Source organism: Mesorhizobium sp. M6A.T.Cr.TU.016.01.1.1, assembly GCF_003952585.1.
GTDB lineage: Bacteria > Pseudomonadota > Alphaproteobacteria > Rhizobiales > Rhizobiaceae > Mesorhizobium > Mesorhizobium mediterraneum.
Map to the genome: position 1 here is coordinate 6,006,895 of NZ_CP034452.1, position 24,343 is coordinate 6,031,237.

19 protein-coding genes and 1 pseudogene are annotated in these 24,343 nt (G+C 61.3%); 6 read left to right on the top strand and 14 right to left on the bottom strand.

Annotated features, from left to right (window positions below):
- Window positions 1–60: 60 nt before the first annotated feature.
- From EJ075_RS29005 to EJ075_RS29025, 5 genes are all read right to left on the bottom strand, one after another.
- The gene (locus EJ075_RS29005) at window positions 61–618 is read right to left on the bottom strand and encodes an OmpA family protein (protein WP_126106678.1); all 558 of its coding nucleotides are present in this window, start codon (window positions 616–618) and stop codon (window positions 61–63) included.
- 99 nt (window positions 619–717) lie between these two features.
- Window positions 718–1,281 carry a GNAT family N-acetyltransferase gene (locus EJ075_RS29010; protein ID WP_126106679.1) on the bottom strand — a complete coding sequence of 188 codons (564 nt, stop codon included), beginning with the start codon at window positions 1,279–1,281 and terminating at the stop codon, window positions 718–720.
- 5 nt (window positions 1,282–1,286) lie between these two features.
- Window positions 1,287–2,138 carry a 3-mercaptopyruvate sulfurtransferase gene (gene sseA, locus EJ075_RS29015; protein ID WP_126106680.1) on the bottom strand — a complete coding sequence of 284 codons (852 nt, stop codon included), beginning with the start codon at window positions 2,136–2,138 and terminating at the stop codon, window positions 1,287–1,289.
- Between the two features lie 37 nt (window positions 2,139–2,175).
- Window positions 2,176–2,919 (bottom strand): alanyl-tRNA editing protein, encoded by a 744-nt coding sequence (locus EJ075_RS29020; protein WP_126106681.1) that lies wholly within the window; start codon window positions 2,917–2,919, stop codon window positions 2,176–2,178.
- Complete coding sequence (locus tag EJ075_RS29025; protein ID WP_126106682.1) at window positions 2,919–3,953, bottom strand: cysteine synthase A; 1,035 nt, start codon at window positions 3,951–3,953, stop codon at window positions 2,919–2,921. The genes EJ075_RS29020 and EJ075_RS29025 overlap by 1 nt, the downstream gene beginning before the upstream one ends.
- A gap of 213 nt (window positions 3,954–4,166) precedes the next feature.
- On the opposite strand from EJ075_RS29025, the gene EJ075_RS29030 reads away from it, so the two are divergent.
- Entirely contained in the window at window positions 4,167–4,988 is an 822-nt protein-coding gene (locus EJ075_RS29030) for an SDR family oxidoreductase (RefSeq protein ID WP_126106683.1), read from the top strand.
- Window positions 4,989–5,085: 97 nt separating this feature from the next.
- Window positions 5,086–6,059 (top strand): annotated as a pseudogene (locus EJ075_RS29035) (alpha/beta fold hydrolase).
- 102 nt (window positions 6,060–6,161) lie between these two features.
- Here EJ075_RS29035 and EJ075_RS29040 read toward each other — a convergent pair.
- The gene (locus EJ075_RS29040) at window positions 6,162–7,580 is read right to left on the bottom strand and encodes a DEAD/DEAH box helicase (protein WP_126106684.1); all 1,419 of its coding nucleotides are present in this window, start codon (window positions 7,578–7,580) and stop codon (window positions 6,162–6,164) included.
- Between the two features lie 388 nt (window positions 7,581–7,968).
- Here EJ075_RS29040 and EJ075_RS29045 point away from each other — a divergent pair, with 388 nt between their 5' ends.
- On the top strand, window positions 7,969–9,501 hold the full coding sequence (locus EJ075_RS29045; protein ID WP_126106685.1) for an acyl-CoA carboxylase subunit beta: 1,533 nt from the start codon (window positions 7,969–7,971) through the stop codon (window positions 9,499–9,501).
- 36 nt (window positions 9,502–9,537) lie between these two features.
- Here EJ075_RS29045 and EJ075_RS29050 read toward each other — a convergent pair whose 3' ends face one another.
- Both EJ075_RS29050 and EJ075_RS29055 read right to left on the bottom strand, forming a co-directional pair.
- Complete coding sequence (locus EJ075_RS29050; protein ID WP_126106686.1) at window positions 9,538–11,541, bottom strand: hypothetical protein; 2,004 nt, start codon at window positions 11,539–11,541, stop codon at window positions 9,538–9,540.
- On the bottom strand, window positions 11,538–13,070 hold the full coding sequence (locus EJ075_RS29055) for an NAD(P)H-hydrate dehydratase (RefSeq protein WP_126106687.1): 1,533 nt from the start codon (window positions 13,068–13,070) through the stop codon (window positions 11,538–11,540). Before EJ075_RS29055 ends, EJ075_RS29050 begins: the two co-directional genes overlap by 4 nt.
- Window positions 13,071–13,450: 380 nt before the next feature.
- On the opposite strand from EJ075_RS29055, the gene EJ075_RS29060 reads away from it, so the two are divergent.
- Both EJ075_RS29060 and glnA read left to right on the top strand, forming a co-directional pair.
- Window positions 13,451–13,789 (top strand): P-II family nitrogen regulator, encoded by a 339-nt coding sequence (locus EJ075_RS29060; protein ID WP_006205430.1) that lies wholly within the window; start codon window positions 13,451–13,453, stop codon window positions 13,787–13,789.
- Window positions 13,790–13,843: 54 nt separating this feature from the next.
- Window positions 13,844–15,253: a type I glutamate--ammonia ligase gene (glnA, locus tag EJ075_RS29065; RefSeq protein WP_095488582.1), complete on the top strand. Its 1,410-nt coding sequence runs from the start codon at window positions 13,844–13,846 to the stop codon at window positions 15,251–15,253.
- A gap of 132 nt (window positions 15,254–15,385) precedes the next feature.
- Here the strand turns inward: glnA and EJ075_RS29070 are convergent, their stop codons facing one another.
- Both EJ075_RS29070 and EJ075_RS29075 read right to left on the bottom strand, forming a co-directional pair.
- Window positions 15,386–17,515: a P-loop NTPase fold protein gene (locus EJ075_RS29070; RefSeq protein ID WP_126106688.1), complete on the bottom strand. Its 2,130-nt coding sequence runs from the start codon at window positions 17,513–17,515 to the stop codon at window positions 15,386–15,388.
- A gap of 339 nt (window positions 17,516–17,854) precedes the next feature.
- On the bottom strand, window positions 17,855–18,892 hold the full coding sequence (locus EJ075_RS29075) for a glutamine synthetase beta-grasp domain-containing protein (RefSeq protein ID WP_126106689.1): 1,038 nt from the start codon (window positions 18,890–18,892) through the stop codon (window positions 17,855–17,857).
- A gap of 317 nt (window positions 18,893–19,209) precedes the next feature.
- On the opposite strand from EJ075_RS29075, the gene EJ075_RS29080 reads away from it, so the two are divergent.
- A complete protein-coding gene (locus EJ075_RS29080; protein ID WP_126106690.1) occupies window positions 19,210–19,404 on the top strand; it encodes a DUF2735 domain-containing protein in 195 nt (64 codons plus the stop codon).
- Between the two features lie 90 nt (window positions 19,405–19,494).
- Here the strand turns inward: EJ075_RS29080 and EJ075_RS29085 are convergent, their stop codons facing one another.
- The 4 genes from EJ075_RS29085 to EJ075_RS29100 all read right to left on the bottom strand — a co-directional run bounded on the left by EJ075_RS29085 (window position 19,495) and on the right by EJ075_RS29100 (window position 24,257).
- The gene (locus tag EJ075_RS29085) at window positions 19,495–21,384 is read right to left on the bottom strand and encodes an MFS transporter (RefSeq protein WP_126106691.1); all 1,890 of its coding nucleotides are present in this window, start codon (window positions 21,382–21,384) and stop codon (window positions 19,495–19,497) included.
- Window positions 21,385–21,547: 163 nt separating this feature from the next.
- Window positions 21,548–22,339 carry an ATP12 family chaperone protein gene (locus tag EJ075_RS29090; protein ID WP_126106692.1) on the bottom strand — a complete coding sequence of 264 codons (792 nt, stop codon included), beginning with the start codon at window positions 22,337–22,339 and terminating at the stop codon, window positions 21,548–21,550.
- A gap of 11 nt (window positions 22,340–22,350) precedes the next feature.
- A complete protein-coding gene (locus EJ075_RS29095; RefSeq protein WP_164547328.1) occupies window positions 22,351–23,226 on the bottom strand; it encodes a DMT family transporter in 876 nt (291 codons plus the stop codon).
- A gap of 50 nt (window positions 23,227–23,276) precedes the next feature.
- Window positions 23,277–24,257 (bottom strand): RluA family pseudouridine synthase, encoded by a 981-nt coding sequence (locus EJ075_RS29100; protein WP_126106694.1) that lies wholly within the window; start codon window positions 24,255–24,257, stop codon window positions 23,277–23,279.
- Window positions 24,258–24,343 lie beyond the last annotated feature (86 nt).

The following is a 24,343-nucleotide window of genomic DNA, read 5'->3' on the forward strand; positions in this document are numbered from 1 at the left end:
GCTCTCTTTTGACTGTTGATCCAGACGGAGAATGGGATTCGGCAGGCGTCGAGTCACCCGCTACCTTATGAAGTCGTCGAAGCGGCGCAGCGTCACCCGGCGATTGCGCCAATTCTCGTTCTGCGTCGGCACCAGCAGGAATTCTTCGCCGTAGCCGACGGTTTCGAGCGCATAACCTGGCACGCCGAATTCGCGCACCAAAGTGCGCTTTAGCGAGGCGGCGCGCTGTTCGGACAGAATCTGGTTCGACTGGAAGGAGCCGACCGCGTCGGTATGGCCTTCGATCAGCACGCGGGCACCGGGGTCGCGCCGCAGGATGCGCTGAAGCGCATCGGCGATGTTTTCGATCTTGTCGTATTGCGAGCTGGAAATGGCCGCTGAGCCAAAGGCGAAATTGATCGACTGGATATCGATCGAACGGGCCATGCGCCGCAGGTCCGGCCGCCTCTTGAATTCGCGGATGGTGACGCGCTGGTTCGGGCGCAGCTTAACTCGGGGCGCCGCCTCGAGCTGGCGCTCGATTGTCGCCGCCGAAGGCGTGGTCGCCTGGGCGGCGGCTACGGTCGGCACGGCGAGTGCGGCAATCAGCGCGGCGGCAAATGTGCGTCGGGTCAGCATGTGTTTTCTCCTTCGGCCTCGGCCGCATTGATGGTGCCGGCAAGATGGCAAAGACAAGCTGAAGCTTTGATGAACAATAAGTTCAGGTTGCGGAGAAAATCATGGCCGCATGACGCTGGCCGAGCGCTCGGCTAAGGACATCGGATGCACGATCTCCTTCTTTTGCGCCACCGGCGCAAAACCGAGTTTCTGGTAGAGCGGCAATGCCGCAGGATGATCGAGCGTGCAGGTCTGCACCGTCACCCGCTTCGGGCCATGCGACCAGGCGGCGGCGATCGCCGCACCCAGGAACCAGCGGCCGATGCCTTGCCCTGTCGCGTGCTCCATCATGCCGAAATAGGCGAGTTCCACTTCCTCCGGCAGATGCGGCTTGAGGTCGAAGAAGCCGGCCGGTGCGCCATCGAGATACAGCACCCTGATGTCGCGGTCCTCGCGGTGAAGGCCAGCAGACAGCTCCTCGTCGCTCAGCCTCAGCACGTTGACCCAGTGCCATTTGCGGCCCACCCGGTCCATCAAATAGCGGTAGAAATGCAGTGGAATGTCCTTGGTCTTCAGCAATGCGATCTGACGGTTGTACGGCACTGGCGGCGAATAGGCCGGCGGCACATGCATTTCGAGAAACGTCACCGTGACCTCGATGTCTTCCAGCGCTCCGTTCTTCATCACCGTCAGTCCTTGCCCGTCACCACGGGCGTATCGGAAAGCCCACCCCATTCCGTCCATGAACCGTCGTAGAGCCTGTTGTCGGTATGGCCAAGCGTCTCGAGCGCCAGCGTGATCGCCGCCGCCGTAATGCCAGAACCGCAAGAGGTGACGACCGGCTTCGACAGGTCGATGCCGGCGTCCTCGATCACCTTGCGCAAGCGGTCTTTCGGCAGCAGTTCGCCGTTTTCAGCAAGCGCCGAAAACGGCACATTGTGCGCGCCGGGCATATGGCCTGAGCGGATGCCGGCGCGAGGCTCCGGCTCAGTACCGGCAAACCGGCCGGGCGAACGCGCGTCGGCGATCTGGCTTTCCCCCGTCCCAACGAGCCTGCGCATGTTGGCAAGGCTGGCGACGCGAGCGGCATCGAAGTCGGCATGGAAGACGCAAGGCGCGATCTTCGTCGGCTCCGCCGTGACCGGCCGTCCCGCCGCTTTCCAGCGGTCGAAGCCGCCGTCCAATATGTAGACCTGGAACACGCCCATGACGCGGAACATCCACCACGCGCGTGGTGCCGAGAACAAACCCGGACCATCATAGACGACGATTGTGTCGTCGGCCGAAATGCCCATGGCGCCGACATATTGGGCGAAATGCTGCGGCGACGGCAGTGTGTGCGGCAGCGGGGAATCGGGATCCGAGATCGCATCCTGATCCAGGAAAGAGGCGCCCGGAATGTGCGCTGCGTCATATTCGGCGCGCGCGTCGCGCTTTTGCGCCGGCAGATACCAGGACGCGTCGACGATGGTCAGGCCGGGCTCGCCGAGGCGCCTCTGCAACCAATCCGCGTCGACGGTGAAAGGGCTGTCTTCGGCCATTGTTCTTCTCCTGTCCCGCCTTTGGCAAACTAATATATCAAGCCGCGGGCATCGGGCCAAAGCGTATGCGGAAGCGCCGGTTTTCGCGACCCTTCTTCTCGATTTTGCCGATATGGATCTCGCCGACTTCTCCAGTGCTCCTCACATGGGTGCCGCCGCAAGGCTGGCTGTCGATCGAGGCGTTTTCGCCGATGCAGACCAGGCGGATCTTGCCCGTGCCGACGGGTGGCCGAACATTCTTGGATTTCACCAGTCCCGGATTGGCCGCCAGTTCCTCGTCGGTGATCAGCCTGACAAAGACCGGGTGGTCGGCCCGCACCAGTTCCATCAGCCTGGCCGTCACGTCCTCCTTGGTGAAGCCGGCATCCGGAATATCGAAGTCGACACGGCTGTCGTCCTCGGAAACCGAGGCGCCGGTGATCGGGAACGGGCAGACGACGGTGAGCAAATGGCAGGCTGTATGCATGCGCATCAGCAGATGCCGCCTCTCCCAATCGACGGCGAGCTTTATCGGCTCGCCGATCTCAAGCGCCGCCTGCTCAGGCGGCGGCACGTGGATGATCTCGTCCTTGGTCTCGCCGGTGATGGTGGCGGCAACAGCGATCAGGCTGCCGTCGGCGCGTTGGAGTGTGCCCGTATCGCCCGGCTGCCCGCCCGACGTGGCATAGAAGATCGTCCGGTCCAGAATGACGCCGCCACGGTCGTTGACGGCGACAACCACGGCATCAGCCGTCCTGAGATAGGCGTCGTCGCGAAACAGGGCGTCCGTCCTGTAAGCCATCACGCAACCTTCTCGAACGGCACCGAAATTGTGCTTCGCTGTTCCATCCAGCCCGGCACCGGCAGGTTCTTTTGGCGCAGGAACTCCGGGTTGAACAATTTCGACTGATAGCGCGTGCCGTAGTCGCAAAGCACGGTCACGATGGTGTGGCCGGGACCCATTTCACGCGCCAACCGGATCGCGCCGGCAATGTTGATGCCGGTCGAACCGCCGACGCACAGGCCTTCCTCCTGGATCAGGTCGAAGACGATCGGCAGCGCGTCCTCATCCGGAATCTGGAAGGAGAAATCCGGCGTGAACCCCTCCAGATTGGCGGTGATCCGCCCCTGCCCGATGCCTTCCGTGATCGAGCTTCCCTCGGATTTCAACTCACCGCTGGTGTAGAAACTGTAGAGCGCCGCACCTAGCGGATCGGCGAGCGCGATCTTGATGTCCTTGCTCCTGGCCTTCAGCCCGAACGCGACGCCGGCCAGCGTTCCGCCGGAGCCGACCGCCGAGACGAAACCGTCGACCTTGCCGCCGGTCTGGGCCCAGATTTCTTCCGCCGTGGTGCGGGTATGGCCGTCACGGTTGGCGACGTTGTCGAACTGATTGGCCCAGATCGCGCCGTTCGGCTCGGACCTGGCCATCTGCTCGGCCAGACGGCCGGACAGTTTCACGTAATTGTTGGGGTTCTTGTAGGGAACGGCAGGCACCTCGATCAGCTCGGCGCCGAGCAATTTGATCGTGTCCTTCTTCTCCTGGCTTTGTGTCTCGGGGATGACGATCACGGTGCGGTAGCCGAGTGCCTTGGCGACGAGCGTCAATCCGATGCCGGTGTTGCCGGCCGTCCCCTCGACGATGACCCCGCCCGGCCTCAAGAGCCCGCGCTGCTCGGCGTCGCGGATGATGAACAGCGCGGCGCGGTCCTTGACCGACTGGCCCGGATTCATGAATTCGGCCTTGCCCAGGATCTCGCAGCCGGTTTCTTCCGAAGCTTTGTTGAGGCGGATCAGAGGCGTGTTGCCGATCGCTTCGATCACAGAACGGGGCATGGAGATTCCTTTATGCTTGCGGCGGAACCCTAGAAACCCGAAGCTTCGGTTTCAAGGCAAGAATTTGCCTGGTCCAGCGGCATTTCTGGGCTGCAATTCCTAAAACAGATGTCGCGTTCCAGCATTCGTTCGAAGCTTTCGCTGAAAAGCGCTCTTTTCATTCGATTTCTTCATCGCTAGAGCACAGGCTAAGAAAAAGTCGCAGGGCATAGCATGACTCTCTATCGGGCCAACCCGAAGCACGGCGTCGCCTGGATCACGGGCGGCAGCAGCGGCATCGGCCGTTCACTGGCCAAGGACCTTGCGGCTCAGGGCTATACCGTCGCGGTGACGGCGCTCGACGACGAACCGATCGACACGCTTGTCGTCGAGACGGCGCAGATGCCAGGCCGTGTCACGGCCTATCCCTGCGACGTCACCGACGAGAAGCGCATGGCAAAGACGGTCGCGGCGATCGAGAAGGATCTCGGCCCGATCGTCTTGGCCGTCTTCAATGCCGGGAACTATATTGCGACCGCCGGCGAAGATCTCACCGTCCGCGGGTTTCGCCAGTCCTTCGATGTCAATTACTTCGGCATCATCAATGGCCTGGTGCCGGTCATCGAACGCATGCGCGTCCGCGCGCGCGGCCATGTCGTCCTGGTCGGTTCGGTCACCGCCTATTTCGGCTGGCCGACCACGGCCGCCTATGGCGGCACCAAGGCGGCGATCAATATTCTGGCTGAATCGCTGAAATACGACTTTGATAAGATGAACGTGCGCATCCAGGTGATGAATCCGGGCTTCGTCGACACGCCGCTGACCGAGAAGAATTTGCTGCCGATGCCCGGGCTGATGCCCGTCAACCGCGCCTCGCGGCGCATGGCGCGCGGCATCAAATCCGGCGGCTTCGAAGTCACCTTCCCGCGCCGCTTGAGCTGGGGCCTGAAGCTGCTCAGCATCCTGCCGAGACCGTTCTGCCGGTGGGTCATCAGCACCGCGACCCGCTGGAAGGCACGTCCGCTGAATTTCGACCGCAAGCCGCCGAGCGAATAGGCCGGCTGTCAAAGTTGGCGATCCCGCCGCCGGCAGGACGCCCGTTGCCTGCTTGCCATCGCGGCCATAGGTTGAGAATTGTTGCGTGGAGTCTGCAATGGGGCAACGGATCGTGCTTGCGGTACTGGGTCTCGCCGTCATTCTTGTCCTGGCCTTCCTGCTTGGCCCACGCGTGCAAGCCGACACCACGATCCGCTTCGATCCTTCCGTGGTCGGCGATGACCCGCAAGCCTATCTGGCACGCAACGAGGGAGCCGTACCGGGCATCTACGACGGGCTGGAGAAGGAGATCATCTGGGCCAATCCGATGGTGCATGCCAGGACGCCGCTCGCGATCGTCTACATCCACGGTTTTTCGGCGTCGAAGGGCGAGGTTCGTCCGCTGCCCGACGAGGTGGCCGATCAGCTCGACGCCAATCTCTACTACACCCGCCTCACCGGCCACGGGCAGGGCGGTGCTGCGATGGCCGAAGGCAGCGTCAACGCCTGGATCAACGACTATGAGGAAGCGCTCGCCATCGGCCGGGCGATCGGCGACAAGGTGATCGTCATTGCTACCTCGACTGGCGGCTCGCTGGCGGCCTGGGCTGCGACGCAGCCGGGCGGGTCGGACGGGGTGGCGGCAATCGCGTTCATCTCGCCGAATTTCGGCGTCAAGGCTTCCGGTGCCAAACTCCTGACCATGCCGTGGGGCCGAGAGATCGCCGAGCTGGTCGCCGGCAAGGAACGCGCTTCGTGCCACGCAATGCGCTGCACGAGAAATTCTGGACCTACCGCTATCCGATCGCGGCGACGCTGCCGATGGTGGCGCTGACCGAGCTTGCCTATGGCGCGCCGGTGGAGAAGGCGACAATCCCTGCCCTGTTCATCTTTTCGGATTCGGACAGGATCGTGCGGCCCGACCGCACCCGCGAAATCGCTGGGCGCTGGGGCGCCGCGCACGAACTGGTGCCGGTCGACGATACCGGCGACCGGGACAATCACGTCATTGCCGGTGATGCGCTGTCGCCAGCAACCACGGCTTTCCTCGCGCAGCGCATTACGGTGTGGGTAGAGGCGGTGGTGAAGTAGGTCTCAGGCGAAGAAGGCGACCGAAGCATCGCTCCGATCGCCTTTTTCAATTGTGAGCAGCCAAGCCGAGCCCGACAGGCTCTGCCGGATGCAACTATCTGATTACGCAGCCCGCGCCGCTGGCCGCTTGCCGCCGAAACGACGCTTGTTGTTGCCCTTGAAGGGCTTGGCGCCTTCCGGCTTGCGCTCGCCGGCAAAGACCGGCTTGTCGCCGAAGCGCTTCTTGCCGTTGTTCTGGCCGCCTGGCCGCCTGCCGTCGCGACGACCATTGCGGTCGTTGGCCGGCTCGAAGGTGCGCTCGTTCTTTTCGGCGGGATTGCGCTGCGGATCGGGGCTGCCGAGATGGTCGGCAACGATCGGCAGCTTGGTGCGGATGATGCGCTCGACCTGGCGCAGCTTGCTGTTCTCGGAGGGATCGCAAAGCGTGATGGCGATGCCGTCCATGCCGTTACGGCCGGTACGGCCGATGCGGTGGACATAGCTCTCCGCCTCGTCCGGGAGGTCGAAATTCACCACATGGCTGATGCCGGGCACGTCAATGCCGCGCGCCGCGATATCGGTCGCCACAAGAATGCGCACCGAACCCTCGCGGAAATCGTTCAGCGCCTTCTGGCGGGCGTTCTGCGACTTGTTGCCGTGGATGACGGCAGCCTTGAAGCCGTCGCGCTCAAGGTCCTTGGTCACCCTGTCGGCGCCATGCTTGGTGCGCGAAAAGATGATGACGGACTTCATTGCCTCGTCGGCGAGCATCGTCGACAGCACCTGCCGCTTCTGCTTGGTGCGGGCGAAGACAACGCCCTGCACGATCTCGGCTGCTGCGGTGCTGTGAGGCGCCACTTCGACGCGGATCGGGTTCTTCAGCAGGCCCTTGGCCAGTTCGGCGATTTCCGCCGGCATGGTCGCCGAGAACAGCACCGTCTGACGGTCCGGCGCGGTCGCCCTGGCGATGCGCTTGACGTCGTTGATGAAGCCCATGTCGAGCATGCGGTCGCCTTCGTCCAGCACCAGCCATTTGGTGTCGGCAAGCACGAGATCGCCCTCACGCACCAGATCGGTCAGCCGGCCGGGCGTGGCGATAAGGATGTCGACCCCGGGAGCGATCTTCTTCACCTGGCTGAAACGCGAGACGCCGCCAAGCACGAGTGCTGTCGAGACATGCGCGCCCTTGGCGAGCAGCTTGATCATCTCTTCGATCTGCACGGCGAGTTCGCGCGTCGGCGCCAGGATCAGCGCGCGAGCGGTCTTCGGCCGGCGCTTGGTGCCGAGCGCGATGATCTTCGACAGGATCGGCAGCGCGAACGCCGCGGTCTTGCCCGAACCGGTCTGGGCGATGCCGAAAATGTCACGACCTTCGAGCTGCGGCGGGATCGCCTGCGTCTGGATCGGCTTCGGCTCGGTAAAGCCGGCGCCATGGGTCGCCTTGAGCAGAGCGCCGGTAATTCCAAGGGCTGCGAAACCGGTGAGTTCCGCAGTGTTACCGGTCGAGGTGGTGTTACCGGCAAAAGTGTTTTCGTTGGTCAAAATAGTCTTCTTTCACGCGGCCTGTGGCCGCAAACATCGATGGCGGCAGGGCGCAACCTGCCGTCGAAAAAATTGATATGAAACGACAAGGCGGGCGGACGTAAACGTCCACTCGGCTGCGCTGTCGTGCCCGCAGGCATCATGCCACGGGGCTTTTTCGCCACCTTGCCGATTGTCGGGAAGAGGGAAAACAGACGCAACCAGTCTCATTCGTCGAGAAGGCCGGATACTCCCGGCCCAAGCGCCTATGTGGCTGCATATGGCCGAGTTCGCCCCGGAATGCAAGGGGCATCATGTTGCAGCGCAGCAAATCGACGGCAAAAGCCGCGCTTGCGCTCCCCTGCCTGCATGATTACCACAAATCAGCTTCCGTTTCGAGGATCGACCGATGAAGGACGTGCTGAAGGAACTCGAGCGCCGCCGCGACATGGCGCGCATGGGCGGCGGCCAGGCCCGTATCGACGCTCAGCACAAGAAGGGCAAGCTCACCGCGCGCGAACGCATCGACGTCTTTCTCGACGAGGGCTCGTTCGAGGAGTTCGACATGTATGTCGAGCATCGCTCGACCGATTTCGGCATGGAGAAGACCAAGATCGCCGGCGACGGTGTCGTCACCGGCTGGGGTACCGTCAACGGCCGCCCGGTCTATGTCTTCGCCAAGGATTTTACCGTGTTCGGCGGCTCGCTGTCCGAGGCCCACGCCGAAAAGGTGGTCAAGGTGCAGGAGATGGCGCTGCGTAACCGCGCCCCGATCATCGGCCTCTACGACGCCGGCGGCGCCCGCATCCAGGAAGGCGTGGCAGCACTTGGCGGCTATGCCGAGATCTTCCAGCGCAATGTGCTCGCCTCGGGTGTCATCCCGCAGATTTCACTGATCATGGGCCCTTGCGCCGGCGGCGACGTCTATTCGCCGGCCATGACCGACTTCATCTTCATGGTTCGCGACACTTCCTACATGTTCGTCACCGGCCCGGACGTGGTGAAGACCGTCACCAACGAGACAGTCACCGCCGAGAGCCTCGGCGGCGCCTCCGTCCACACGACGAAGTCCTCGATCGCCGATGGGGCCTATGACAATGACGTAGAGGCGTTGCTGCAGATGCGCCGGCTGGTCGATCTGCTGCCGGCCTCCAACACGGCGGATATTCCCGAGATCGAATGCTACCAGTCGGTCACCGATCACGATCTGTCGCTCGACCGGCTGATCCCCGACAACGCCAACAAACCCTACGACATCAAGGAGTTGATCCTTAAAGTTGCCGACGAGGGTGACTTCTTCGAGATCCAGCAGAATTTTGCGAAAAACATCGTCACCGGTTTCGGGCGCGTCGAAGGCCGCACGGTCGGCTTCGTCGCCAACCAGCCGATGGTGCTTGCCGGCGTGCTCGATTCGGATGCCAGCCGCAAGGCGGCACGGTTCGTACGCTTCTGCGACTGTTTCTCGATTCCGATCGTCACCTTCGTCGACGTTCCAGGCTTTCTGCCCGGCACCGCGCAGGAATATGGCGGGCTGATCAAGCATGGCGCCAAGCTTTTGTTCGCCTATGCCGAGGCGACCGTTCCGAAGATCACCGTCATCACCCGAAAGGCCTATGGCGGCGCGTATGACGTGATGGCGTCGAAGCATCTGCGCGGCGACATGAACTATGCCTGGCCGACGGCGCAGATCGCGGTAATGGGCGCCAGGGGCGCGGTCGAGATCATCTATCGCAAGGACATTGGCGATGCGGAGAAGATCGCAGCGCATACAAAGGCTTACGAGGATCGTTTCCTGTCGCCCTTCGTCGCCGCCGAGCGCGGCTATGTCGATGAGGTGATCATGCCGCATTCGACCCGTCGCCGCATTGCACGCGCGCTCCGCATGCTGCGCAACAAGGATATGCAGAACCCCTGGAAGAAGCACGACAACATTCCGTTGTGACATCGCTGACAGCGCGAAAGCGGCCACAGTAAAAGCTCACTCCGCTTCCGCCGCGCCAAACCCCGCCCCCATGGCGGCGCGGACAGCGCCCGTCCAGGGTGTCGCGTGGTTGTCGATGCGCATCTGAAAAATGAAATAGGTCGGCGAGCAGAAGCCGATACCTTTCACCTTACCGATACCAGGCGTGTCTGGTGGCAGCGACTGGCACATATAGTCCTCGCGGCAGAAATGATCGGCCGAGCAAGCCGGCCGGTTGCCGCGGTTGACCGCGCCGCCGAGGCACTGGTCGAAATTGTTGGTTGCCACGCAAGTGTCGAATTTCTTGCCGCCGACCAGCCCGCAGATCTCGTTCGGCATCGGCTTGCCCGGCTTGAAGCCGGCAAAGGCACGGTCCTTGTCGTCGCAGCCGCGATAGGCGATGCCGGCCGGCACGCCGATCTTCGGGGGCCGGCAAGTGTAGGCGGTGCGCGAAATGTCGGTCGCGAAGGCCGCGAACTGGCCTGATATGCTGTAGCGGTCGTTGAAAGGCTGCGCCGGGTTGCTGGCGATCGAGCCGGTCAGGCAGGGATGGCCGGCAAACATCTTTCCGCTGTCCTTGGGCAACAGGCATTGCGCCAGTTTGGTCCGCACGCCCGACGCAGTCGCCAGCGGCGTGCAGACGGTGCCGCCGCCGCATTGCCAAGTCGTGCCGAAACGGGCCTCATCCTCCGGCATCAGGCACGGCATCGCCATTGCGGCCGGCGCATACGCGACCTCGCCGGCGTCCTTCCATGTGGCCGGCGGCGCGAAGGACAGCGGGCGGAAGCGGTTCGGCTCCTTGCCCGCTGCGGTCGCGCGCAGCCAGGCCTCGCGCCGCGGCATCTCGGCATGAAGATGCGGCGAGATGCCGACCTCGATGCGGTTCAGCGGCGAGGTCGTCTTGTCGTCGAGACCGATGAAATGGAAACCGGCGGTCGAACCCGCCTGGTGGCACCCCTGACAGGCGCCATTGTCGAGCCGCTCGACCAGCGCTTCCGGCGTGCGCACCAGCCTCAAGGCGGAATAATCGAACCCGACAAAATCCGCAGGCTGGAATAATGGCGTAAACGGGTGGTTGGCCTGCCTTGCGCTGCCGAAGGTCGACCATGAGATGACTTTTTTCGCCAGGAACTCATCGGGGATTTCGTAGACGCCGAGATCGACCGCCGCGAGATTGGCGCTGATGTAGTCAGCAAGTTTCGCTTTCAGCGCGGCGTCTTCCGAGAGCAGCGCCACATCCGGCGTGTTTTCCAGCGGCCTCTCGCTGACCGTCTCTCCATCGATGCCAAAAATCCGCATGAGATAGGCGGCCTGCCCGCCGAATTCGGTCTCCTGGCCGGAGGGAAAGCGCACCACTTGTGCGTTGAGCTCGAGCTGCTTGAAGCTCAGTCCCGCCTTATCCAGCGGCCCACCGATGAGCCAGCCGGTATCGACGGTCTCGTCGAGCTGTGGCGTCCAGCGTCCGGCAACGCCGACGCAGCCGCCATCGGCGTCCGGCGCGGCGCTGTAAATGGCATTGAAGTTGAACGGCAGGCGCGAGGCCAGAACCTTGCCGTTCTTCTTGAAGCTGTAGGCGAGGCGATAGATGAAACGCACCTCGCCGCAACTCCCGTCGCCGCGCGCTTCGGTGAAATCGCGCCGGTCGATCCTATTGACGACACCGACCAGCCGGAAGCGCGCGGCGCCGGTCTTCAGCCAGCGCATGTCCATGATGCGGCCGACATTGCCGTCGGTGACTTCGTAGAGCAGCCGCCCGCCAGCCTTCATCTCGGCCCGCAGCGCGGCGACATCGCCGGCAATCGTTTCGACGATTGCGTGATAGCCCGGTGCCTTGTCATAGAGCGTCTTCAGGTCGCCCTTGCCATCGACGCCGAAAATGCCGGCGAAACCAAAACCCTTGGCATCGAGGGCGGCGAGCACGGCCGGATCGTCGACGATGGTCACGAGACCTTCGGCGCGCGCGGTGTGTGCCATGAAAACGGCGATGAAGACTGTGGCAAGCAGCGCGACCCAGCGGTTCATCCAGCAGTCACCTCGTTGCGACGTTCGGCAAGCTGGCGCAGCACCGGCAGCAGCGCCAGCGGCAGGTCTTCGGCGATCAGCCCTGGTCCGAAACGGCTGCCGGCCTCGGCATGGATCCAGACCGCTGCGCAGGCGGCTTCGAAAGCCGGCATGCCTTGCGCCAGAAAGCCGGCGATGATGCCCGACAGCACGTCGCCCGAACCGGCGGTGGCCAACCATGGCGCGCCATTGCCGTTGATCGCTGCGCTGCCATCGGGCGCCGCGATCACGGTGTCCGCGCCCTTGTAGACCACGATGGCGCCGGCGCGCTCGGCGGCACTGCGCGCCTTAGCCAGCTTGGACAGGCTCTTGTCCCCGGCGATGTCCGGCAACAGCCTGCCGAATTCGCCCTCATGCGGCGTCAGCACCAGCGCCGGCACATTCGAACGACGGGCGGCTTCGAACAAAGCGTTCGGCGTATCGCGAAACGAAGTAATACCATCGGCATCGAGCACCAGCCCGTCGACCCTGCCGTCTGGCCGCTGCCCGGTGGCTAACACGCCGAGGGCAAAATCACGTGTTTTTTCGCCGACGCCAAATCCGGGTCCGAGGACGAAAGCCGACGGCCGGCGGCGGTCGATGAATTCCTGTACGTCCGCAACGCTGTCACTCTTGTGCAGCATGATCGAGGTCAGATGCGCGGCATTTACCTGCAGCGCATCTGCCGGCGACAGCACGGTCACCGCCCCTGCCCCGCTTCTGGCCGCGGCAAGCGCCGACAGCCGTGCGGCACCCGTGGCCGATGGCCCGCCGGAAAAGACGCCGACATGGCCGCGCCTGTATTTATGGGTGTCGACGGCTGGAACCGGGAAATCCCCGATCCAAAGCGGCGGGGTGTTCTCGAAGGTCCGCGGTTCCAGCCGCGCAATGATCCCGTCGCCGATGCCGATGTCGGCAAGCACCAGCTCGCCGCACATCTCGCGCCCAGGCAACAGCAGATGGCCGGGCTTTTTTCGCGCAAACGTCACCGTGATCCGGGCACGGAACGCCTGGCCGAGACTCTGGCCGCTCTCGCCTGACACGCCTGAGGGCAGATCGACCGCGACGACTGGCAGGTTCAGCTCTGTCGCGACCTCGACCGCCCTGGCGGCATCGCCGGATAGTGGCTTGGACAGCCCTGCCCCATACAGCGCGTCGACCACGATCGAACCTGCCTCGGCAACAAATTCCGACAGCGGCCGAGGCCTGACCGGGCAATCCGAAGCAGCGAGCGCCGCGTCGCTGCCGGCTTTCGGCGAGCCGGACGCCCACACGGTTACGTCGACGGCGCTGTCCCTCAGAATGCGGGCGACGACATATCCGTCGCCACCGTTGTTGCCGGGACCGCACAGGACGTGGACCCGTCTGGCAACTGGAAAATGGGCGAGCACCACGGCAGAGACCGCGGCACCTGCATTGCGCATAAGGTCTATGCCGGCCAATGGGCCGGTGGCGATCGCCAGCCGGTCCGCCTCGGTCATCTCGGCCGGAGACAAAAGTTCGTTATTCATGGAGTGCCGATACGCATTGGCTCAAGCCCGATCCTTGTGTTCAAAGATCGTCCAGTTTTCGGTTCGAAGCAAACGGGTGCCGAGATGGCGCAATCTGTAAGCACATCGTTGGGGACAATGGCGTCGCCGAAACACAATTGCCTGCAAAGTGCGCTATATGCTCAATTATTGTGCGGACGGGAGCGCTGACAATGTGTAGGTTCCCAGTATCCATGACGCATCCAACGCAGCGAATGACGCGAAATCACATCCTGACGCGGCATGGCACCGAAATCGCGTGATACCGCTTCGAATCCCCTCAAATTGGCACAGTTCGTGCTTGAAGGAGGCGCAAGCGGGGCTCACAACCCGTCTTTTTGGCAGTGGAGGCCACTTTTTACATGAAAAAGATCGAAGCGATCATCAAGCCGTTCAAGCTAGACGAAGTGAAGGAAGCGCTTCAGGAGGCCGGGCTGCAAGGCATCACCGTTACGGAGGCCAAGGGTTTTGGCCGCCAGAAGGGCCATACCGAACTCTATCGCGGCGCCGAATATGTTGTCGATTTTCTGCCCAAGGTGAAAATCGAGGTCGTGCTCGGTGACGACGCAGTCGAAGGCGCGATCGAAGCCATCCGAAAGGCCGCCCAGACCGGCCGCATCGGCGACGGCAAGATCTTCGTCTCCAACATCGAGGAAGTCGTGCGCATCCGCACCGGCGAAACAGGGATGGACGCGGTCTGAGGTTTCTGATTTCAGATCATCTCCTCGAAACGTCATCAGACAGGGAAACATGACATGACGACAGCCAAAGACATCATGAAGCAGATCAAGGACAACGACGTGAAGTTCGTTGACCTGCGCTTCACAGATCCGAAGGGCAAGCTGCAGCACGTGACTATGGATGTCGTTGAGGTCGAGGAAGACATGTTTGCCGACGGCGTCATGTTCGACGGATCGTCCATCGCCGGCTGGAAGGCGATCAACGAGTCCGACATGGTGCTGATGCCCGACACCGAGACGGTGCATATGGACCCGTTCTTCGCACAGTCGACCATGGTCATCCTGTGCGACATCCTCGATCCGATTTCCGGAGAGTCCTACAACCGCGACCCGCGCGGCACCGCCAAGAAGGCCGAAGCCTACATGAAGGCGGAAGGCATCGGCGATCAGATCTTCGTCGGCCCGGAAGCCGAGTTCTTCGTCTTTGACGACGTCAAGTACAAGGCCGACCCGTACAACACCGGCTTCAAGCTCGATTCCACCGAATTGCCGTCCAACGACGACACCGACTATGAGACCGGCAACCTCGGTCACCGTCCGCGTATCAAGGGCGGCTATTTCCCGGTGCCGCCGATCGATTCGGCACAGGACATGCGCTCGGAGATGCTGACCGTGCTCGCCGAAATGGGCGTGCGCGTCGAAAAGCATCACCACGAAGTCGCCGCTGCCCAGCACGAACTCGGCATCAAGTTCGACACGCTGGTCCGCAACGCCGACAAGATGCTGATCTACAAGTATGTCGTGCACCAGGTCGCCAACGCCTACGGCAAGACGGCCACCTTCATGCCGAAGCCGGTCTTCGGCGACAACGGCTCGGGCATGCACGTCCACCAGTCGATCTGGAAGGGCGGCAAGCCGACCTTCGCGGGCAATGAATATGCCGGCCTCTCGGAGAGCTGCCTGTTTTACATCGGCGGCATCATCAAGCACGCCAAGGCCATCAATGCCTTCACCAACCCGCTTACCAACTCCTACAAGCGCCTGGTGCCCGGCTATGAAGCGCCGGTGCTGCTCGCCTATTCGGCCCGCAACCGCTCTGCCTCCTGCCGCATTCCATTCGGCTCATCGCCGAAGGCCAAGCGCGTCGAGGTCCGCTTCCCCGATCCGGGCGCGAACCCCTACCTCGCCTTTGCCGCCATGCTGATGGCCGGCCTCGACGGCATCAAGAACAAGATCCATCCCGGCCAGCCGATGGACAAGGATCTCTATGACCTGCCGCCGAAGGAACTGAAGAAGATCCCGACCGTCTGCGGCTCTCTGCGCGAAGCGCTGCAGAACCTCGACAAGGACCGCGGCTTCCTGAAGGCCGGCGGCGTGTTCGACGACGACCAGATCGACAGCTATATCGAGCTCAAGATGGCCGAAGTGATGCGCTTCGAAATGACCCCGCATCCGGTCGAGTACGACATGTATTATTCGGTCTGAGCGGAATACCTTAGAATCTCTGGACTCCTTGTGGCCACAAGGGGTCCAGACTTCTCAACAAAGTGCCCCATCCACCCTGAATTGTTGACTGCCAGAACATCAAGCTCAGCAGCGATCTACACGACACTGCTCCTACGCCTCATCTGTCTGGTTTTTGAAAAGGGACTCTGTGGGTTTCCCGCTGTCGAGTCGATCTTTCACCTTATCCACGGCATCGGTTACGTCTGGCGGCAAAAGGTGTCCTTTTGCTAGACCTGCTTCCAGCCGGTCGAACTTCCGCTTAAAACTGTCCCAGCCGATCAACGATTCAACTCCGGATTTTTCGACTAAATAATGTCTACCGAAGACCATCATAACCAACGCTTCGAAGGCGACCTCGTCCTCGGTCAGTTTATCGAGCCGCTGACGGCAAGCGTCATCCCAGAGGTCAACGTTCAAGAGGAACCAGACCGGCGACTCCTTCCAGTTTTGAAAAAACCAATCGGTCTCAAGGTGCCTCTGCTTCCAGTCCTTTCCGAGTCTTAGGCAGATCTCCTCCCATCGCTTGGCATCACCGATCTTTGTGAAATCTGACCTTGGTTTTTTGCCAAATAGGCCATGTGCCCAAACTTGATTGCGCAAAAGCCGCGAGGCGAACTCGAAATTCCCGATCGAGCTTGCTCCAAAAACGATCTCGACTGCGCTTTCAGCAAGCGGCTGAGACCTCGATACGGCAGAGGAAAAGGTACTCTCGATAATTTCTAAATAGCCGACTCGGGGATCATGCGATGTCGGAATGGTCGCATCTGGTTTGCGGCACCATCCTGCTAATGACGCCCAGAAGGAGGTATGTGCGCAATTATCGAAGTTTCGATAGTGATACGATAGGATGTAGTTCAGGTCGTCGAATTGCCCGGCCTGCACAGCAGTATCGCAGTAAGCGCCAATCTCAACATTGGTCTTAGAAAACAACTCCCGAACGTTATTTATCGGCAACGCTCCGGGCGGCGTCCCTTGGCGGATCAGGAAGCTAAGGGCGCGGTAGTGCTCAATGCGACTGTGATCGTCGCTAGGCCGCTGTCTTTCCAAGAAGCGCGGGAACAATGCGTGCAATAGCTTTATGTCGGGACGCTTTTCATGGCGCTCGCCCAACAACTCACCTAACTGTTCTGCCGGGCTAGGTCCATCGATCCCGTATCGGAGAAATGATGTCCCTCCGCGCGTGAAGTCCGACGAAAAGAATATGGGGTCGTTCTTGATACGCTCAGTGAGACTCGGTGATTTTGCCAGAAGAGTCGCGTAGCCAAGAAGATCGATCCAACTCACCTCATCGCCAACCATCAAGTACAGCGCGCGGAATATGCCGATACACCGCTTCAAATCGCGTGGCGTTCGAATGAGGTTCGGGAAGATCGCGTTTTCGACCGTGGCATACGGTTCGTCGGAGGACCGTGAAGCAGGCAACTGGTAGTCACCGACAACGGCTTTAACCTCCGCACGAAACATTTCAACTAGTTCGGCTTCGAACAATGCCGGAAGAAACACTTGGTGCTGAACGATTTTTTCGAGGTAGGAGCGTCCGCGCTGGCTCGCGTCGTCAGCATTTCGCGCGCTTGCACCCAACGCTTCGACTACCCGGTCGATGTCATAGGCAATCAGGTAGGATACGTTTGGGAAGTCGGCGACGGCTTTGACAAGCCGCATAATCTCCAGAACCTCCCCGTCGTCCAGCCGATCGACCTCATCAATCAAGACGACAATCGGATAAGAGATTCCCTCCATCTCTTTAGTGATGTCAGCCTTCAATTGGTGAAGCGTTTTATCTGTCTTTGTGAGCGCGCTTTTGCCGACTTTGAGCAGGTACGGTAGACCCGGAATTGGGAGCAAACTGGTTGCCTCGATGCCGGCGCTGATCACACCGTCGTAGTCAGACAAAAGCTTTCCGGCTGCCTGTGCTGCCTTCGCAGATGGACCGTCATCTTTCTCTAAAATCTTACCGAGGTCAGACAAAAATTGCCGAACCAAATCGTCTCTATTCGCAATAAGCCAAGGATCGAAACGAAGAACAATTGAATTCGGATAGCGAACCCTTACGTCGTTCTCCAACAGATTTAAGGTGCTCGACTTACCACTCCCCCATGCGCCGATCAACGATACGATCAAACCGGACGATTTTTCGGTGTTCTTGTCTACGAGTGCGTTAGTCAGTTGCTCGACAAAAGGTCCCCTGCCGAGTCGATCGCCGCGCTTATCTTGAATAGGTCTGTCGAGTTCCTGAGCCATCTTCGTTGCCCCTCCCCAATCGAGTCGCAACTGAATCTACTGTGTTCCAACGACGCTTACCAAGCCGCGCAAATGCCGTCGTCTGGCTGGCTCGGAACGTTGGGAGACAGGTGGTTCGGGCCGTCGCTTACCCTTTTGATTTTACTACTGTAATTGACGCGAACGCAATCTGATATATCCTATTCGGTCTGAACGGACCGAAGAGTCAAAGAAAAACCCCGGCATCGCGACGCCGGGGTTTTTTTCATGTCATTTGTCCTAAGAGCCAGCCACCAGCACCGCCGACATGACAGAGCCACATCACGGCGCAGACGCTGGCGTCTACGCCGTGAGGAATGCTCAGGCCGCGGCCTTCTTCTCCGCCGTATCCACGCTGGCGATCGTCTTCAGGATCTGGGAAGCGATCTGGTAGGGGTCGCCCTGCGAGTTCGGGCGGCGATCCTCGAGATAACCCTTATAGCCGTTGTTGATGAAGGAATGCGGCACTCGGATCGAGGCGCCGCGGTCGGCGATGCCATAGCTGAACCTGTTCCACGGCGCGGTCTCATGCTTGCCGGTCAAACGCTTGTCGTTGTCAGGGCCATAGACAGCGATGTGGTCCATCAGGTTTTTGTCGAAGGCGGCCATCAGCGCCTCGAAATAGGCCTTGCCGCCGACTTCGCGCATATGGGCGGTCGAGAAATTGGCGTGCATGCCGGAGCCATTCCAGTCGGTGTCGCCGAGCGGCTTGCAGTGGTATTCGATGTCGATGCCGTATTTCTCGGTGAGGCGCTGCATCAGGTAGCGGGCCATCCACATCTGGTCGGCGGCCTTCTTGGAGCCCTTGCCGAAAATCTGGAATTCCCACTGGCCCTTGGCGACCTCGGCGTTGATGCCTTCATGGTTGATGCCGGCGGCAAGGCAGAGGTCGAGATGCTCCTCGACGATCTGCCTGGCGACGCTGCCGACATTGCTGTAGCCGACGCCGGTGTAGTACGGGCCTTGCGGCGCAGGATAGCCACTTTCGGGGAAGCCGAGCGGGCGGCCGTCCTTGTAGAAGAAATACTCCTGCTCGAAGCCGAACCAGGCGCCCTCGTCGTCGAGGATGGTGGCGCGCTTGTTGGATGCATGCGGCGTCACGCCATCCGGCATCATGACTTCGCACATGACGAGCACGCCATTGGTGCGCGCGGGATCCGGATAGATGGCGACCGGCTTCAGCACGCAGTCGGACGAGTGGCCCTCGGCCTGCATGGTCGAAGAACCGTCGAAGCCCCACAGCGGAAGCTGGTCGAGCGTCGGGAACTCGGCATATTCCTTGATCTGCGTCTTTCCGCGAAGGTTGGGAACCGGGGTGTATCCATCGAGCCAAATGTACTCGAGCTTGTATTTCGTCATTCTAGCCTCTCGTTGCTTTGATCACCGAACCTTGGACGGCGCCGGCGTGCCAGCCACCCTGCAGCCGACCTGCCGGATTATTAAAAAGCAATTCGTGTGCCATTTTCACCGGCAAAGGATGCGACAAAACTGACGCTGCATCCCGACAAATTCGTTGCGTCGCCATCGCAATGCGTCCGGATCAATCACAAGCATGTTTTGTATAAATAATAGGCAGTTGCTGATCTTTTTATAATCATATTGCCTAACTGGATTGCAGAACCTATCTTCGGGAAAGATTGAATCGGCAAGGCTCTGCAGAAGAAAGGAGACCGACAATGGAAATCACCCCTGCCCGTCAGTCGGCCAAGATTCTGATGTTCCCGGTGGCAGCGCGCGCTTCTGCCTCAAATTTAAGCGGAAAGGCTAAGTTCGCGGCAGAACTTGCTTCATTGCGCAACCGTACGGATTTCGGAAGCGGCTGGTATCACGAAGCGGCCATCGAGGAAGAGAAACAGGAGCGGAAGAGCTAAAGGCCTTTCCTTCCGCCTCGCTTCCGACGAATTGAAAAGCCCGGCGCGATCACTCGCGCCGGGCTTTTCATTTTCGCCGTCAGGCCAGGATCAGGTCTTGGCGTGCAAGTTCGTTCCCAGCGTATCCTTGACGAAAATCATACCGATGATCAGCGACATCGCCGCGATCACCACCGGATACCAGAGGCCGTAATAGATGTCGCCCTTGTAGGCGCTGAGCGCGAACACCGTTGCTGGCAGCAGGCCTCCGAACCAGCCATTGCCGATGTGATAGGGCAATGACATGCCGGTGTAGCGGATGCGTGTCGGGAACATCTCGACCAGGATCGCGGCGATCGGTCCGTAGACCATGGTCACGTAAAGGACCAGGATGAACAGGATGCCGATGACCTTTGCCCAGCTGACCTGTGCAGGGTCGGCAAACATCGCAAAAGCGCCTGCTTCCGGGACGTTGTAGACGGTGATCTCGGGCGCTCCCGCCGCAGCCTCATCGGCCGTCAGCAGCTTGTCCTTAATCGCCTGGTCGACCGCAACCGTCGTCTTGTCGCCGGCGCGGATTGCGGCGGCGTCGAGCTTCAGTTCCGGATTGGCCGTGACGAAGGCGTCAAGCTTCTGGTCGGCGACCTTGGCCGCAGCACGCTTGAGCGGATAGCCGCCGTCCTGCAACGCAATGTTGATTGCCTTCTTGAAGGCAGCGTCGCTTGACGTTGCCTTGTCAGCGGCTGCCACGGCATCATAGGACGCCACCGTTTCGGTGCCGATCTTGACACTGGCCGCGGTCCCCGGTGCCGCTGTCGTGACAATGTCATAGGGCACGGAGCTCTTGGCAAGGAAGTCCGTCGCAATATCGCACGACGTGAGAGGCTTGCGCGTTCCGGTCGGATTGAACTGGAACTTGCAGTCGCCAGGCGCAGCGGTAATCGTGGCACGGGTGTTTTGCTGCGCAGTGGCGAGCGCCGGGTTGGCTGCCCAGGTCAGCGCCTTGAACAGCGGAAAGGTGGTGACGATCGCCAGCGCCAGGCCCGCCATGATGATCGGCTTGCGGCCAATCTTGTCGGAGAGCCAGCCGAATACGACGAAGAAGATCGTGCCGAGCGCCAGAGCGATGGCGATCATGATGTTGACCGACTGAGGATCGACCTTGAGCACATTCGCCAAGAAGAACAGCGCGTAGAACTGGCCGTTGTACCAGACCACGGCCTGGCCGGCGGTGAGGCCGAGCAGCGCGAGCAGTGCGATCTTGGCATTCTTCCACTGTCCGAAGGCTTCCGTCAGCGGTGCCTTGGAGCCCTTGCCCTCGTCCTTCATGCGCTGGAAGGTCGGCGATTCGGCAAGTGACAGGCGAATCCAGACCGATATGCCGAGCAAGATGGCTGACAGCAGGAATGGGATACGCCAGCCCCAGGCCGCGAAATCCTCCTTGCTCAGCGAATTCTGCACGATCAGGATGACGATCAGCGACAGGAACAGGCCGAGCGTCGCCGTCGTCTGGATCCACGACGTGTAGAAGCCACGGCGGTCGTCGGGAGCATGCTCGGCGACATAGGTCGCCGCGCCACCATATTCACCGCCGAGCGCCAGGCCCTGCAGCATGCGCAGCGCAATCAGGATAATGGGCGCCGCAATGCCCCAGCTCGCCGAACCCGGCAGCAGGCCGACCAGGAAAGTCGAAAGGCCCATGATCATGATGGTGACAAGGAACGTGTATTTGCGGCCGACCAGATCGCCGATGCGGCCGAACACCAGCGCGCCGAACGGGCGTACGAGGAAGCCGGCGGCGAAAACCAGCAGCGTAAAAATGTTGCGCGTCGCCTCTGGATAAGAGGCGAAGAATGCCGCACCGATCGCGGCCGCCAACGCGCCATAGAGATAAAAATCATACCATTCGAAAACGGTGCCGAGTGAGGAAGCGAAGATGACTTTCTTCTCTTCCCGCGTCATGCCGCGGCTTGCTCTGCCGGCGGTCGCTGCCATTACCATGAATTCGTCCTCCCGTGATATCTCGCTGTGCTTGATGCTGCGCGATGTCGTGCCTCTGGACACGAACTCGCGCAGCTACCGCCGCAAGAAATGACAGAAAGCGCCGCCCAGAGGCAGACCGTCTTTGGGATTATGACTTTGGTTCAATGCGGAGCGATTGCGGTCAGCCCTTGAGCGCCTCGAGCAGGCCGACGGCGGCCATCATGTCGCGCTTCCGGGCCGAGCGGCGCGCGACAGCTTCCGCGTCATGGCCCCAGTGCTCGGCCTGCCAATCCTCGTCGACATGGCCGGCAGCCCAGGCTGCGTCGCCGTCGATCTCGCCGAAATCGACGGCCAGCGCCAGCAGGGCCGATCCCGTCAGCGATGTCATGACGTGGATGGCCGCCAGCCGAAGCGGGTCGGCACGCTGGGCAAGATGAACACCGAGCACCGCGATGCTCTCACGCGGCTGCTCGACATGGATCACCCCTTCGGCGAGGTGAAACCGGGCACCGAGCGCGCTCCGCGCCCAATCGATGATGGGATCCCAATGTTCGTTCTGCCGGTCGACCAGCCCTTGTGGAGCGTCGGCGCGATAGCAGAGCAGATCGGACGAGGCGAAGCGCAGGATGTCCTCCAGCACCGCTTGCGGGTCGCTGGCGACGCCGTCGATGGCCGTATTGACCAGACGCATGATCGGCATCGCCACCGGGTCGATGGTCTCACCTTGCGCAGCGAACTCGTCGGCGACCAGAGCGGCCGCTTTTTCGGACGGCAGCACCAGCAGCGCCTTGCCCGGCGTGCGGACCGGCTTGCCATCGAGATGAACGGCAAAACCATCTTCGGCTGGTGCGACCGAAACGGCTTTGTAGAAGCGTTTCGGCAGGTGCGTCTTCATCTGGATCTGGGCACGGCGCACCGGGTCCGGATCGGAAAGGTGCTTTCCCGCTTCGAGGTCGTTGAGGATATCGCGCATGCCGGAGCCTTTCATCCGGGGATCTGTTTTCGGGCCGGCCGGTTCACAATGATCAGGCCGGCTGCGATGAGGCCGAGTGCCAGGAAAATACGGATGGTCAGCGACTCGTTCAAGAAGATGGCGCCGCACAGAACGCCGAACACCGGCGACAGGAAGGTGAAGCTCGACAGGCCCGATGCCGGATAGCGCCTGATCAGCCAGAACCACAGCACATAGGTGAAGGCAACGATGTAGACCGCCTGGAAAAGCAGGGCCAAGGTCGGCAAGGCGGCGAAGTCGCGGACGGGCGGCCCGGCGAAAGGCAGCACCAAGGCGCCTACCACGGCAGCGCCGGCCAGTTGGTAGAGCAGCAATTTCTCGGCGCTCGTTTCCGCCAATTTCGTCCGCTTGATGACGATGTAGGTCAAGGCCCAGAGAATGCCGGCGCCGAGGCTGAGCAGGTCACCGGTCAATGTCGCGCCATTATCGGCGCTCAACTGGTCGGAGAACACCGCGACCAATCCGGCGAAAGCCAGCAGAAGGCCGACGAGCCGGCGCACGGTGATGCGTTCGCCCAGCAGGAAATGCCCGCCGACCAGCACCCAGAACGGCATGGTATTGACCAGCAAGGTGTTGCGCGCGACGGTCGTCTGTTCGAGCCCGACATAGAGAAACAGGAATTCGAGACCAAAAAGCGCGCCCGCCAGAATACCCGCGACAAGCGTTCCGTCGCGGGCAAAAAGCACAATGCCGCGCCAGCGGCACCAGACGAGAACGCATAGCCCGCCAATGACCGACCGTGCGATCGACAGGAAAACGGGATCGTAGCCGGCATAGGAGATCTTGGCGGCGACATAGTTCAGCCCCCAGGAAAAGGTCAGCCCGACCATGATGGCGGCGGCCGCCATGTCGACCGTGTCGCGGCGGTCGAGCGTATCGGTGGCAATACCCACAGGCTCTAGTCCTCCGCGCTCGCGTCATCGAAGCCGATCAGGTTCCAGCTCTGGCGCATATGCGGCGGCATCGGTGCGGTGACGTCGATAAAACCCTTGTCGGGATGCGGAATGACGATGCGGCGCGCGTGCAGATGCAAGCGGTTCTGCATGCCGCCGGGAAAATCCCAATTGGTGTCGGCCTCGAAATATTTGGGATCGCCGATGATCGGGCAGCCGATGTGTGCGGCATGGACGCGAAGCTGGTGGGTGCGGCCGGTATAGGGCTCCATCTCCAGCCAGGTCATCGTCTGCGCCGCCTGCTCGATGATGCGGTAGTAGGACACGGCATGGTCGGCGCCCTTTTCGCCATGTTTTGCGACGCGCACGCGGTCGCCGTCCGGTGTCGGCTCCTTGATCAGCCAGGTCGAGATCTTGTCCTCGCGTTTCGGCGGCACGCCCTTGACCAGCGCCCAGTAGGTCTTCTTGGTCTCACGCGCCCGGAACGCCTCGGCGAGCTTCATGGCGGCGAGCCTGGTGCGAGCGACGACCAGCACGCCGGACGTGTCGCGGTCGAGCCGATGCACCAGACGCGGTTTCTCGCCTTTCTGGCTGCGCCAGGCTTCCAGCATGTCGTCGACATTGCGGGTGACGCCCGAGCCACCCTGGACGGCGAGGCCGGCCGGCTTGTTGAAGACGAAGACTTTCGGATCTTCATGGATCAGCATCTTGGCCAGAACGTCGGCGTCGCCCTGGTTGCGGATCGAGTGACCGGTGAGCGGGCTCTCGCCTTTCTTGTCCACTTCGAGCGGCGGGATGCGAACCATCTGGCCGGGCTCGACGCGGGTATCGGCTTTCACCCTGCCGCCATCGACACGGATCTGGCCGGAGCGCAGCAGTTTTTGCAGATGGCCGAAGCCAAGGCCCGGAAAATGGGTCTTGAACCAGCGGTCGAGCCGCATGCCCGCCTCGCCGGCCTCCACCGTGATCTGTTCTACGCCTGCCATTGTCTCGTTTTACCCGTTTCTAGCGCATGACCTGAAATCGATTTTCGGAAAGGGTCGTGCGCAAAATCAAAATGCTACAGCGTCCT

Coding starts and splice junctions, on each gene's coding strand:
- EJ075_RS29005 (WP_126106678.1), bottom strand. CDS start 618: ATGCTGACCCGACGCACATTTGCCGCCGCGCTGATTGCCGCACTCGCC.
- EJ075_RS29010 (WP_126106679.1), bottom strand. CDS start 1,281: ATGAAGAACGGAGCGCTGGAAGACATCGAGGTCACGGTGACGTTTCTC.
- sseA (WP_126106680.1), bottom strand. CDS start 2,138: ATGGCCGAAGACAGCCCTTTCACCGTCGACGCGGATTGGTTGCAGAGG.
- EJ075_RS29020 (WP_126106681.1), bottom strand. CDS start 2,919: ATGGCTTACAGGACGGACGCCCTGTTTCGCGACGACGCCTATCTCAGG.
- EJ075_RS29025 (WP_126106682.1), bottom strand. CDS start 3,953: ATGCCCCGTTCTGTGATCGAAGCGATCGGCAACACGCCTCTGATCCGC.
- EJ075_RS29030 (WP_126106683.1), top strand. CDS start 4,167: ATGACTCTCTATCGGGCCAACCCGAAGCACGGCGTCGCCTGGATCACG.
- EJ075_RS29045 (WP_126106685.1), top strand. CDS start 7,969: ATGAAGGACGTGCTGAAGGAACTCGAGCGCCGCCGCGACATGGCGCGC.
- EJ075_RS29050 (WP_126106686.1), bottom strand. CDS start 11,541: ATGAACCGCTGGGTCGCGCTGCTTGCCACAGTCTTCATCGCCGTTTTC.
- EJ075_RS29055 (WP_126106687.1), bottom strand. CDS start 13,070: ATGAATAACGAACTTTTGTCTCCGGCCGAGATGACCGAGGCGGACCGG.
- EJ075_RS29060 (WP_006205430.1), top strand. CDS start 13,451: ATGAAAAAGATCGAAGCGATCATCAAGCCGTTCAAGCTAGACGAAGTG.
- glnA (WP_095488582.1), top strand. CDS start 13,844: ATGACGACAGCCAAAGACATCATGAAGCAGATCAAGGACAACGACGTG.
- EJ075_RS29070 (WP_126106688.1), bottom strand. CDS start 17,515: ATGGCTCAGGAACTCGACAGACCTATTCAAGATAAGCGCGGCGATCGA.
- EJ075_RS29075 (WP_126106689.1), bottom strand. CDS start 18,892: ATGACGAAATACAAGCTCGAGTACATTTGGCTCGATGGATACACCCCG.
- EJ075_RS29080 (WP_126106690.1), top strand. CDS start 19,210: ATGGAAATCACCCCTGCCCGTCAGTCGGCCAAGATTCTGATGTTCCCG.
- EJ075_RS29085 (WP_126106691.1), bottom strand. CDS start 21,384: ATGGTAATGGCAGCGACCGCCGGCAGAGCAAGCCGCGGCATGACGCGG.
- EJ075_RS29090 (WP_126106692.1), bottom strand. CDS start 22,339: ATGCGCGATATCCTCAACGACCTCGAAGCGGGAAAGCACCTTTCCGAT.
- EJ075_RS29095 (WP_164547328.1), bottom strand. CDS start 23,226: ATGGCGGCCGCCGCCATCATGGTCGGGCTGACCTTTTCCTGGGGGCTG.
- EJ075_RS29100 (WP_126106694.1), bottom strand. CDS start 24,257: ATGGCAGGCGTAGAACAGATCACGGTGGAGGCCGGCGAGGCGGGCATG.